This window comes from Frankia sp. CoWAU3 (assembly GCF_977971855.1).
Genome location: NZ_CDWWXB010000029.1, coordinates 15,713 through 27,396, shown reverse-complemented (window position 1 = coordinate 27,396; position 11,684 = coordinate 15,713). Strand labels below are relative to the sequence as shown.

Annotated in this window: 11 protein-coding genes and 2 pseudogenes; all 13 read left to right on the top strand. The window is 69.3% G+C overall.

From position 1 onward, the window contains the following. Positions 1-345: 345 nt before the first annotated feature. Positions 346-1,899, top strand: coding sequence for a signal recognition particle protein (gene ffh / locus AC08ON_RS05130; protein ID WP_476606647.1), 1,554 nt, complete (start codon positions 346-348; stop codon positions 1,897-1,899). Positions 1,900-2,253: 354 nt separating this feature from the next. Further along, entirely contained in the window at positions 2,254-2,700 is a 447-nt protein-coding gene (gene rpsP, locus AC08ON_RS05125) for a 30S ribosomal protein S16 (protein WP_011437970.1), read from the top strand. Beyond that, on the top strand, positions 2,701-2,934 hold the full coding sequence (locus tag AC08ON_RS05120; protein WP_476606646.1) for an RNA-binding protein: 234 nt from the start codon (positions 2,701-2,703) through the stop codon (positions 2,932-2,934). Positions 2,935-2,981: 47 nt separating this feature from the next. Then, positions 2,982-3,521 (top strand): ribosome maturation factor RimM, encoded by a 540-nt coding sequence (gene rimM / locus AC08ON_RS05115; RefSeq protein ID WP_011437968.1) that lies wholly within the window; start codon positions 2,982-2,984, stop codon positions 3,519-3,521. A 122-nt stretch (positions 3,522-3,643) separates the two neighbouring features. Beyond that, a complete protein-coding gene (gene trmD / locus AC08ON_RS05110) occupies positions 3,644-4,456 on the top strand; it encodes a tRNA (guanosine(37)-N1)-methyltransferase TrmD (protein WP_476606645.1) in 813 nt (270 codons plus the stop codon). A 220-nt stretch (positions 4,457-4,676) separates the two neighbouring features. Continuing rightward, complete coding sequence (gene rplS, locus AC08ON_RS05105) at positions 4,677-5,033, top strand: 50S ribosomal protein L19 (protein ID WP_011437966.1); 357 nt, start codon at positions 4,677-4,679, stop codon at positions 5,031-5,033. A gap of 184 nt (positions 5,034-5,217) precedes the next feature. Next, positions 5,218-6,276 carry a signal peptidase I gene (lepB, locus tag AC08ON_RS05100; protein WP_476606644.1) on the top strand — a complete coding sequence of 353 codons (1,059 nt, stop codon included), beginning with the start codon at positions 5,218-5,220 and terminating at the stop codon, positions 6,274-6,276. Further along, complete coding sequence (locus tag AC08ON_RS05095; RefSeq protein ID WP_476606643.1) at positions 6,273-6,995, top strand: ribonuclease HII; 723 nt, start codon at positions 6,273-6,275, stop codon at positions 6,993-6,995. Before lepB ends, AC08ON_RS05095 begins: the two co-directional genes overlap by 4 nt. Next, on the top strand, positions 6,992-7,288 hold the full coding sequence (locus AC08ON_RS05090; RefSeq protein ID WP_011437963.1) for a DUF2469 domain-containing protein: 297 nt from the start codon (positions 6,992-6,994) through the stop codon (positions 7,286-7,288). The genes AC08ON_RS05095 and AC08ON_RS05090 overlap by 4 nt, the downstream gene beginning before the upstream one ends. 673 nt (positions 7,289-7,961) lie before the next feature. Next, positions 7,962-8,843, top strand: coding sequence for a transposase (locus AC08ON_RS05085; protein WP_476606648.1), 882 nt, complete (start codon positions 7,962-7,964; stop codon positions 8,841-8,843). A gap of 475 nt (positions 8,844-9,318) precedes the next feature. After that, on the top strand, positions 9,319-9,669 hold the full coding sequence (locus AC08ON_RS05080; RefSeq protein WP_476606642.1) for a YraN family protein: 351 nt from the start codon (positions 9,319-9,321) through the stop codon (positions 9,667-9,669). Then, positions 9,669-11,204, top strand: a pseudogene (locus AC08ON_RS05075) (YifB family Mg chelatase-like AAA ATPase). Before AC08ON_RS05080 ends, AC08ON_RS05075 begins: the two are co-directional and overlap by 1 nt. Positions 11,205-11,302: 98 nt before the next feature. Continuing rightward, positions 11,303-11,684: pseudogene (locus tag AC08ON_RS05070) on the top strand (DNA-processing protein DprA); the annotation flags it as partial.

Sequence of the window (11,684 nt, the reverse complement as noted above, 5' to 3'; positions counted from 1 at the left end):
ACAGAGTGACACCCGAAGGTTAAACGACAAGCTAAGCTTCATCACTGAGCGGAGCTGTGGGGCTCCGCGGTCAGCCGCGACATGTTCCTCGGTGTTCTCCTGGCCGGGGGGGGTGAGCGTCCGGCGAGGCGTCTCGCCCTCCTCAGCGCAGAGGGCGGACCCGGCAGGTGAATGACCAGGCCGGCGTCCGTGCGGGCATGCCTCGCCGGGCCGCGCACGTCGCGTCCGCGTCGATCGGCCGATGCGTGACGTCGTCGGTTGATCGGACACGGGGGTGTGCTGCCTTCGTCGTCGGGTGCGTACGCTGGTCCCTGCGGTCCGTCTGCGATCCCGGAGTGTGTGCGCGTGTTCGACACCCTTTCCAGCCGCCTCGACAAGGTCTTCGCGTCGCTGCGTGGCAGAGGGCGCCTTACCGATGCCGACATCGACGCCACCGCGCGGGAGATCCGGGTGGCTCTGCTTGAGGCGGACGTCGCGCTCCCGGTCGTCCGTGGCTTCGTGGCCGCGGTGAAGGAGCGTGCCCGCGGCGCCGAGGTCAGTGCGTCGTTGAACCCTGCCCAGCAGGTAATCAAGATTGTCAATGAGGAGCTCGTTGCGATCCTCGGCGGCGGCACGACGACGCTGCGGTATGCCAAGACCCCGCCGACAGTGATCCTGCTCGCCGGCCTGCAGGGAACGGGTAAGACCACCCTGGCCGGCAAGCTCGGGCGCTGGCTCAAGGCTCAGGGTCACACCCCGCTGCTGGTCGCGGCCGACCTGCAGCGTCCGAACGCGGTCAACCAACTGCAGGTGGTCGGGGCGCGGGCCGGGGTGGAGGTCTTCGCGCCCGAGCCCGGCAACGGGGTCGGGGATCCGGTGCGCGTCGCGCGCGACGCGCTCGCGCACGCGCACCGGCAGGTCTTCGATGTGGTCGTCGTCGACACGGCCGGGCGGCTCGGCGTCGACGAGGAGATGATGCGGCAGGCGGCCGACATCCGCGACGCCGTCTCACCGGATGAGATTCTCGTCGTCCTGGACGCGATGATCGGTCAGGACGCGGTCGCGACCGCGAGCGCCTTCGCCGATGGCGTGGGATTCAGCGGAGTGGTCCTGACCAAGCTCGATGGCGACGCGCGCGGTGGTGCGGCCCTTTCGGTCGCCCAGGTGACCGGTCGGCCGATCATGTTCGCCTCCACCGGTGAGGCCCTGGACGACTTCGACGTCTTCCACCCGGAACGCATGGCGTCGCGGATCCTCGGCATGGGTGACGTCCTCACCCTCATCGAGCAGGCCGAGAAGGCGTTCGAGGCCGAGCAGGCCGAGGCCATGGCGGCGAAGATGGTCGCCTCCGAGTTCACGCTCGAGGATTTCCTCGAACAGATGCTCGCGGTCCGCAAGATGGGCCCGATCGGCAACCTGCTCGGCATGCTGCCGGGTATGGGCCAGATGAAGGATCAACTGGCGCAGGTCGACGATCGGGACGTCGATCGGGTGGTTGCGATCATTCGGTCCATGACGCCGACGGAACGGCGTGATCCCAGGATCCTGCAGGCGTCCCGCAAGGCTCGGGTCGCGCGTGGATCCGGGGTCACGGTCACCGAGGTCAACCAGCTGCTGGACCGGTTCGCCGAGGCCCGCAAGATGATGCGACAGATGGCTGGCGGCATGGGGATGCCGGGGGGGGTGGGTCGAGCGAAGGCCGCCTCGGCTCGCAAGGCAGCGAAGAAGGGCAAGGGAGCCAGCCGCAAGGGTAATCCGGCGGCACGGGCGGCCCAGGCCAAGGCGCAGAAGTCCACTGCGCAGGAGCGGCCGGCGAAGGGCCCCGCGCTTCCGGACGGCATGCCGGATCTCTCGGCGCTGATGCGGCAGCAGGACGGCTTCGGTGGGATGCCGCCGCGCGGCCCCCGCGGGGGCCGTTGACCCTGTCTTCCGCACACGGTGCCGTGACCTGCGACGATGCATCGCATGATCAAATCGGTCAGCGCCCTGACCTGGGACGACGCGCGCATGTGCGGAGAACGGGGTTGACCCGCGCGATGCGGCCGTGGCGAGTGCACGGGCTCCCCGCTCGTGTGCGGCGGTCACGATCTGGCAGACTGTAAGCTCAATACAGGCCCTGCCTGCCAGCGTCGGTGTGGCTGCCCTCATTCCTCGCGGTGTCGCGCGGGAGATGTGTGAGTGGCTGTCCGGCGCGGGTGCTTCCCACCACCGGGGCTCCATGCGCAGCCATGGAAAACCAGTGGTCATCGACATGTCTGGAGCCGTTCGACCACCGTGGCAACCAAGATTAAACTGCAGCGTCTCGGCAAGATGCGCGAGCCGCACTACCGCATCGTCGTGGCTGATGCCCGTACCAAGCGGGATGGTCGGGTCATCGAGTCCATCGGGCAGTACCACCCCAAGTCCGACCCGAGCATCATCAAGGTCGACGCCGAGCGGGTGGGGCACTGGCTCTCGGTCGGTGCACAGCCCACCGAGCCCGTCCTCGCGATCCTCAAGGTCACCGGGGACTGGCAGAAGTTCAAGAACCTGCCGGCGCCCCCGCCGATGAAGGTCGCCGAGCCAAAGGCGGACAAGCGGGAGATCTTCCAGGCGGCCGCGCGGGCCGCCGCAGGCGCCGAGGACCGGCCGGCGACCACGCCGAAGAAGGCCAAGAAGTCCGGGTCGGCAGAGGAAGCGGAAGCCGCCCCGGCCACGGACGCACCGGCCGCGGGGCAGTAGGTGCTGGAGGCGGCCCTCGAACATCTCGTGCGAGGCATCGTCGATCACCCCGACGACGTCCGGGTGGACCTGAACAACGGTCGGCGTGGACGCACCCTGGAGGTGCGGGTGCACCCCGAAGATCTCGGGAAGGTCATCGGTCGGCGAGGTCGTACCGCTCGTGCGCTGCGCGCGGTGATGGGTGGTGTCGGAGGCCGGGCCCTTCGGATCGACGTCGTCGATGTGGACCGTTAGGACCTGCCGGCGTTGTCGCGAGCTTCGTCCTGATTGCCCGAGAAGTCGTGGCTGAGGAGATCGTCGTCGGGCGGATCGGCCGTCCGCATGGCATCCGCGGTGAGGTCACGATCGAGATTCGTACCGACGTGCCCCACCGCAGGTTTGTCGTAGGGGCGGTCCTCGGTCGCGAAGGGGGGGGGACTGCGCTCACCGTCTCCGGCGCTCATTGGCACTCGGGCCGCCTGTTGCTTCATTTTCGCGGGGTGGACGATCGTGGCGCCGCGGAGGCGCTGCGCGGCGTGCTCCTGACCATCGACGCGGATCAGGCGGGATCGCCGCTCGACGACGCCGACGGTGACGGCGAGGCTGTGGAGATGTGGTGGGATCGGGACCTGGTCGGCCTGCGGGCGGTGACCACGGCGGGCATGTTGTTGGGGCACGTCACCGACATCATTCACTCCCCTGCGGGAGACCTGCTCGCGATCGGCGGCCCGGACGGTGGTGAGCATCTCGTCCCCTTCGTCCGTGACATCGTGCCGACCGTCGACCCCCCCGCCGGCCGGATCGTCGTGGATCCGCCGCCCGGCCTGCTCGATCTCGATTGACCCGGGTCCTGGGCGGGAAGTCGGCTGCGGGCCCTCGGCCCGGTCTTCGGCTGGCGGGTAGATCGGGTTTCTTGGCAGGCAGCCGATATCTCTGAAAGAGCCGATATCTCTGAAAGCAGCCGATGCGCGCCGACATCGTCACCATCTTCCCGGCCTATCTCGAGCCCCTGCGTCTGTCGCTCGTGGGCCGGGCTCAGGAGCACGGAACCCTGCAGATCCATACACATGATCTGCGGATGTGGACCACGGATGTTCATCGCACCGTGGATGACGCCCCCTACGGGGGAGGCCCGGGGATGGTCATGCGGCCCGAGCCCTGGGACGCGGCGTTGTCGCAGATCACCGCACGAGTGGCCGGTAGCCGGCCCCGGGTCGTCGTGCCGACCCCGGCGGGGACTCCGTTCACTCAGCGCCACGCCGAAGAACTGGCGCGCGAGCCCTGGCTGGTGTTCTGCTGCGGGCGCTACGAGGGCATCGACGCCAGAGTGATCGAGACCTGGGCCGATGACGAGATCTCCATTGGAGACTATGTGCTGGCCGGGGGCGAGGCCGCGACCCTGGTGATTCTCGAAGCGGTTACGCGGCTGCTGCCCGGAGTACTCGGTAACAGTGCCTCAGCCGCCGATGACTCTTTCTCCGACGGCTTGCTGGAAGGCCCGGTCTACACCCGTCCGCCGGTATGGCGGGGGACCGAGGTGCCGCCTGTTCTCCGCTCAGGCGATCATGAGGCGATCGCCCGCTGGCGTCGTTCCCAGGCGCTTCGTCGTACCCTGTTGCGGCGCCCGGACCTCCTGGAACGCCGCGAGTTCGCCGAAGCGGACCGAGTCGTACTCGCTGCCGCCGCGGCCGAGGCGGCCGGGCGGATGCTGCCGGCCCCCACCGAGGGGACGGGCCTGATCCATCATCGTGACGTCGAGGGGCCGGGCGAGGGGTAGGGCGGTCCGGTCTCTCTCCCGGGTGTGGCACAGTAGAATGCAGTGTCCGTCGGTTCGTGACCGGTTCGGGCGGCCTCGGGTCGCATGTCTTTCCCGCGGGACACCTCGCGGTGATTGCGTCCACCCATGCCGGCCGGGTCGGCCTGGACCACGGATTGTCCACCTCGGTGCGTTCCGGGGCCGCGGACCATCCATCTCAACTCTTCAGGAAGCGACTGCCATGCACACCCTGGACAGCCTCGACGCCGAGTCGCTGAGGACCGACGTGCCCGAGTTCTGGCCGGGCGACACCCTCAAGGTCCACGTGCGGGTCGTCGAAGGAAACCGTCAGCGCATCCAGGTCTTCCAGGGGGCCGTCATCCGCCGCCAGGGTGGCGGGGTGCGGGAGACCTTCACCGTCCGTAAGGTCAGCTTCGGCGTAGGTGTGGAACGGACCTTTCCCCTCCACAGCCCGATCGTCTCGAAGATCGAGATCGTGAGCCGTGGTGACGTCCGACGGGCCAAGCTGTACTACCTGCGTCAGCTGCGCGGTAAGGCCGCCAAGATCAAGGAGAAGCGTGAGCCGGTCGCGCGCTGAGGCCACCGCCACCCCGTGACGCGTCCGGATTCTCCATCCGCGACTTGCCGGTTGCCCGTGCAGGTGGCGCCGCCGTTGATGGACGAAGATAGGCGGCACGGTCCGCAACGCTGTCGCAAGGTGCGGCTGGTGGCACGTCGACCGGTCCGATGAGGTTTGACGGTCGATTCTGCGAGGTGGCGGCGTGAATGCATCCGATCCCAGTGGGCCTCGGGTACCGGGAAGAACCGAGGGCGGTCAGCCGGACGGTGCGCGGCCGACCCCTGCGGCCGAGCCTGACGGCCCGAAGGACCAGGCGCAGCCCGACGGCCCGGAAGCCCCCGGTCGTCGGGTTTCCCGGCCCGAGGCGGCGCGGACCCGTGGCCGTGGCTCGTTCCTCCGCGAGCTCCCGGTCCTTGTGCTGATCGCCTTTCTGCTCGCCCTGCTCATCAAGGCTTTTCTGGTCCAGGCGTTCTGGATCCCCTCGGAATCGATGGAGCGGACGCTGCTGGTCGACGACCGGGTTCTCGTCAACAAGGTCGTCTACCACTTCCGCGACGTGCACCGGGGTGAGATCGTCGTCTTTAATGGCAAGGGAACCGGATTCGATCATGCCGAGTCCGTCGTCCCGCCGCCGAGCAACGCGTTCAGCGGGTTCGTTCGTGGCGCGCAGAACCTGTTGGGTCTCGGGGCCCCGAGCGAGACCGACTTCATCAAACGCGTCATAGCGGTCGGCGGCGACACGGTCGCGTGTTGCGATACCGCGGGCAGGGTCTCGGTCAACGGCCATCCGCTCGACGAGCCGTACGTCTACCAGAACGACTATCAGCGGTTCGGTCCGCTGACCGTCCCGGCTGGCTACCTGTGGGTGATGGGTGACCATCGCGGGGCCTCCTCGGATGCCCGGCAGAACGGACCGATCCCGAAGCATGCGGTGGTGGGACGGGCCTTCGTCCGTGTCTGGCCACTTGGCCGGTTCGGCTTCCTGGGCGTTCCGAACGATTTCGCCGGGATTCCCGCCGCGTCGGTGCTGCCTCCGGCTCCTCGTGCGTCGGCCGGGTCGACCACATCCGCCGCGCTGTCTTCTACCGGCGACGCCGTGGTGCCGCTGCCGGGCTACCCGGCCACGGATGACGTGTCCCTGTTCGCCTTTGCCGTGCTGATCCCCCCGGCGTGGACCGCCACCCGTCGGCCTCGCCGGATGCCACGAGGATCCACGCGCACGTGCGCACCAGGGACGGCTCGCCGCCGCGGTCCGTCATGAGACACTACGGTGTCGCTCTTCGCCGGGATGCCGGGCTGTTCGGTTACGAGCGCGCCCTGAACAGGCATGGTCTCGGCCCGGTCGCAGGGGTCGATGAGGCGGGTCGTGGGGCATGCGCCGGACCCCTGGTCGTCGCCGCGGTGATTCTGGCTCCGGAGGCTCGTCAGCGGCTGGCGCGGTTGGCCGACTCCAAGCTCCTGACCGAGCAGATCCGCGAGAGTGTTTTCGAGGACGTGATGGTCGCCGCCGCGGCGTGGTCGACCGTCGTCATCTCCGCGGCCGAGATCGATCGGGTCGGCCTGCACGTGGCCAACATCACCGGAATGCGACGCGCGGTGGCGCGCCTGTCTGCGCGCCCGGGTTACGTGCTCACGGATGGATTCGCGGTCGCCGGTTTCGGAGTGGAGTCGTTGGCGGTGGTGAAGGGAGACCGGGTGGTCGCGTGCGTGGCGGCAGCTTCGGTCGTGGCGAAGGTGACGAGGGACCGGATCATGCGTGCGTTGCACACGCGCTATGCCGAGTACGATTTCGCGCAGCACAAGGGATACGTCACCGCGGCCCACGCGGCGGCGCTGGCGCGCTGCGGACCGTGTGACGAGCATCGGATGTCGTACGTCAACGTGGCTGCGCATGCGGCGACGACGAGGGAAGCACGATCGTTGCGGCTGGAGGACAGGGTGCTTGTGACCAGCCGGCATGGCGTCACGGAGACTGTATGAGCGCGGAAGACCTCGAGAAGTACGAGACCGAGATGGAGCTGCAGCTCTATCGCGAGTACCGCGACGTGGTGGGGCTGTTCTCGTATGTGATCGAAACCGAGCGCCGCTTCTACCTCGCGAACGACTACCAGATCGAGGTCAGGAACAGCACGGACGGCGAGGTCTTCTTCGAGTTGATCTTGAGGGACGCCTGGGTGTGGGACATGTTCCGGCCTGCGCGTTTTGTTAAGAATGTCCGAGTAGTCACCTTTAAAGATATCAACGTCGAGGAGTTGACCAAGGCCGAGCTCTGACCTAGATCCGCCAGTAGCTGGTGATGTTGGGGGTTCGTAGATCGTTGGAACGTGAGCGGGTGCCTGCCGTGCAGGAAGAATCGGGGTTACCACCACCAACCGATGGCGTCCTGACGAGAGGCACCCGCCGGGTAAAGAGACTACGCAGATCGACCGGGCCGCGGAAACGGGCCCTGCGGGTTCGGGTCGGGCCGGCGGACCGGTCGCTGACCGGGTTGGCTGGCCTGGCGGCGGTGAGCGACCTGGTGGATCGGCTCGGGGTCGTTGAGACGCTCGACGAGCGGGTCGGGCCGGTCAAGCAGCGGGCGCGGGGACTGTCGGCCGGGGAGTTGCTGGTCGGGTTGGCCACGGCGCAGTTGACAGGGCAGGCGACGCTGTCCGGGCTGGACCGGCTGCGGTCCGACGAGGCGGGTGGGCTGCTGGCGGCGGTGCCGTTCGCGCCGTCGCGGACGGCGGCGAGGCTGGCGGCCAGGTTCGGGCCGGGCGCGTTGGCCGGGGTCGAGGCGACGGTCGGGGTGCTCGCCGGCCGCTGGCTGGCCCGGTTACCCGCGCAGCGCCGGGCCGAGCTGGTCACGGGGCGGCCGACGCTGGACCTGGACTCCTCGGATGTCGAGGTCTTCGGCCGCACGAAGCGCGGCGTGGCCTATACCTATGAGGGGAAGAAGGCCGGCCGCTGCTGGCGTCATGGGCCAGGACCGGGCTGGTCCTGGCCGCGGACCTGCTCGCCGGCGACCAGGACGTCCGTCCGCGCGCGGCCGGCCTGTTCGCGCGGGCTCGGGCGAACCTGCCGGTCGCGGTCTGCGCGCCGCCGCTGCTGCGCGCGGGCTCGGGGTTCTTCACCGGCGACCTCGCCCGCGCCGCCGTGGCCGCGGGGGTGGACTTCGCGATCGCCGCGCCGCGTAACTCCGCGTTCTGGCGCGCCTACGCCGCCGTCGAGGAGACGTCCTGGACGGACGCGCGGGACATGACCGGCGCCCAGGTCGCCACCAGTAGCTACGCTCCGACCGGCTGGCCGCCCGGCACCTACACGATCATCCGCCGGGTGAAGGTCCCCGCCACCGAGATCTCCACCGACCCCCGCTCACGGCGGCGGCGCACCATCCCGAAAGCCCAGCTCACCCTCGCGCTCGACGGAATCGTCGACCATGCCTGGGCGGTCAGCTTCATCGTCACGAACATCCCCGCCGACGACGGGCCGGACATCGTCGCGCTCGAGTACTGGTTCCGCGGCCGCGCCGACATCGAGACCCAGATCAAGGACCACAAACTCGGCGCCGGCCTACGCCACCTGCCCTCAGCCGACCCGACCATCAACACCGTCTGGACGTGGGCCGCGATCCTCGCCGGCTGGCTGTCCACCCTGCTCCAGACGCTCACCGGGTTCGACCAGCGCGCCGGGCGCGCGCACGGCGACCGGCTCCGCCACGAACTGATCACCATTCCCGGCCGGGTCACCCGCCACGCAGGCCAACTGATCCTGCGCCTGCCACCCGGCCGCGACCAGCACCTAACCACCGCCCTCGCCCGGCTGCGCGCCCTGCCCGCGGCCGTCTGACCAGCCCGTTCTCTACGCGGAACACGCCCCCGGGCCGTGGACCCGGCGCTCACCCGGCACGACAGCCGGGCCTTCACCCTGCCCAGCCGTCGAAAACAACATCAACAAGCCCGAAAAGGGAAGATCACCGAACTTTGATCATGCAAGCCGGCGCTACTAGCGAATCTAGGTCTGACGCCGACTCTCGGCGTCACGCTTTCCCGGCCCGGCTGCCTGATTGCCTCGGCATCTTGATCGTCTCGGCGGTATGTTCGGCGGATCGGCACCTCATTCCGGTCGGCTGTCGCCTGAATCGACCGTGCGATTCGACCCGTCACCGAAGCCCGTGATGACCCGCTGAGATGTCCGCCCAGCTCGCTCCTGTGGAGAAACCCTCGTCATCCACATGTCGATCATGTGGATGGCTCTCCGGCCCGCCCACGTCCACGCTGGTCACGACCGGCGGGCACCCGTCCCCCGGCGAACGGGAGCGGCGATGCGGGCAAAGGACGCACTGGGCAGGTTCGGCGAAGATGTCGCAGCCCGCCATCTGGCGGCGGTCGGCGCCGAGATCCTCGACCGTAACTGGCGCTGCCGCGAGGGCGAGCTCGTTGTGCAGGACGGTGAGAGCCTGGTGTTCTGCGAGGTCAAGACCCGATCCGGGACGCGTTACGGATCGGCCGCCGAGGCCGTCGTAGGTCGCAAGGCGGTTCGGATCAGACGCCTGGCCGCCCGGTGGCTCGCCGAGCACCCCCACGCCTCGTCATTGGTGCGTTTCGACGTCCTCCTGGTGTCCCGTCCTTCGACGGGCCCGGTTCGTGTCGAGCACATCCGGGGAGCGTTCTGATGGCTCTCGCGCGGGCCCGGGCGGTGGCGGTCGTCGGGGTCGAAGGTCACATCGTCGAGGTGGAGGCGGATCTCGCCGATGGTCTTCCGCGGCTGACTCTCATCGGTCTGCCCGATGCCGCGTTGCATGAGTCGCGGGATCGGATTCGCGCCGCGATCGTGAACTCGGGCCAACGGTGGCCTGATCGTCGCATCACACTCGGGTTGTTCCCCGCCACCCTCCCGAAATCGGGCAGTGGTTTCGACCTGGCCATGGCGGTGGCGATCCTCACCGCGGCCGGCGTGGTGCCGCGCGCAGCCCTGCTCCGCCGGGTACTCATCGGCGAGTTGGCGCTGGATGGCCGGGTGCGCGGTGTCCGCGGGGTGCTCCCGGCGGTACTTCGGGCGGTGGCCGCCGGTGTCGAACGGGTCGTGGTGCCGGCGGGCAACGCCGCCGAGGCGGCGCTGGTACCGGGCGCGGTGGTGGAGCCCGCTGTCGATCTCATCAGTGTGCTGGCGCTCCTGCGGGGAGAGATCGCCGCCGAGCCCGTGGAGGCCCCCACGACCGAAGCTGCCTCCACCGACGGTCAGGCCGGGGATCTGGCGGACGTGGCGGGGCAGAGCAGGGGCCGGCTGGCCGTCGAGGTCGCGGCTGCCGGTGGTCACCACCTGTTCATGCAGGGGCCGCCCGGCAGTGGCAAGACCATGCTGGCCGACAGACTGCCCGGGTTGCTGCCGAACCTCGGTACCGAGGCCGCTCTCGAGGTGACCGCGGTCCATTCGGTCGCCGGCCTGCTGCCCGCGGACTGCCCGCTCGTCACCCGACCGCCGTATCGCAGTCCGCACCACAGTGCGACCCCGGCGGCACTCGTCGGAGCAGGCTCGACGGTGATCCGGCCCGGGCTGGCCAGTCAGGCGCACCGGGGCATCCTATTTTTGGACGAGGCGGCGGAGTTTACCCGTCAAAGTCTCGATGCGCTACGTCAACCGTTGGAGAGCGGAGAGATCGAGATCGCCCGCGCTCGCGCGACGACCCGGTTTCCCGCCCGCTTTCAGCTGGTTCTGGCGGCGAATCCCTGCCCGTGTTCGAAGGCCCGCGGCCCGCGCGCGGTGGGCTGCGAATGTCCGAGCCTGGTCCGTCGGCGCTATCTGGCCCGTCTGTCCGGGCCGCTCCTGGATCGGATCGACATCCAGGTGGCGTTGAGTGCTCCGAGCCGGGCGGAGCTATGGGCGGACCGTGGCCAGGGTGATTCGTCCGCGGTTGTCGCGGCGCGGGTCGCTGCGGCCTAGGATGCGACCCGGGTCCGACTGGCCGGAACGCCGTGGCGGCTCAACGCGGAGGTGCCGGGGCCGGCGATGCGCCGACTGTGGCCGCTGCCGGCGAGGGCGACGGCCGTGGCCGAGCGGGCATTCGAAAGAGGCCTGCTCACCGCGCGCGGTCTCGACCGTGTCCTGAGGTTGGCGTGGACCTTCGCCGATCTTGCCGGGCGGGGCACGCCCGGTCCCGAGCAGTTCGGTGCCGCTCTGGATCTGAGATTGCCCGGGTGGTCGGCATGAGCGTGGGAGACCCCCGTGGGGACGCTCCTGACCGTGACGTGAACCGTGTCGCCCAGCAGGAAGAAGCCGCATCCGGTGCCGTCTTCAGGGAGTGGGACATGAGCTCGACGACTCCGCCGGATGCCCGGGGGGCGGATCCAGCTTCCGCGCCCGGGAGGGTGGCACCGGGTGACAGCGACTGGTCGGATCCCGAGCGGTTGGCCCGTGTCGCCCTGGCTCGCGTCTTCGGCCCGGAACATCGTCGCGCGGCCGTCGAGGTCAGGCGTCGGGGTGCGTCCGAGGTGTGGAACGCGCTCCGGGCGGCGCATCCGAGTGTCGATCCGGTTCGGGACCTGGACGCGGCATGGCGCGCCGGCGCCCGGCTGGTCTGTCCCCAGGACGCCGAGTGGCCCCTCGAACTGGATGCCCTGGACCGCCTTCGGGACGCGGGGGATGGTTCGGTGATCGGCACTCCACTGGCTCTGTGGGTTCGCGGTCCGG

What these genes read in the sequence shown, in the direction of transcription:
- AC08ON_RS05080 (WP_476606642.1), top strand. Translation starts at nt 9,319, where the DNA reads ATGCGGGCAAAGGACGCACTGGGCAGGTTCGGCGAAGATGTCGCAGCC.
- AC08ON_RS05090 (WP_011437963.1), top strand. Translation starts at nt 6,992, where the DNA reads ATGAGCGCGGAAGACCTCGAGAAGTACGAGACCGAGATGGAGCTGCAG.
- trmD (WP_476606645.1), top strand. Translation starts at nt 3,644, where the DNA reads ATGCGCGCCGACATCGTCACCATCTTCCCGGCCTATCTCGAGCCCCTG.
- rplS (WP_011437966.1), top strand. Translation starts at nt 4,677, where the DNA reads ATGCACACCCTGGACAGCCTCGACGCCGAGTCGCTGAGGACCGACGTG.
- AC08ON_RS05095 (WP_476606643.1), top strand. Translation starts at nt 6,273, where the DNA reads ATGAGACACTACGGTGTCGCTCTTCGCCGGGATGCCGGGCTGTTCGGT.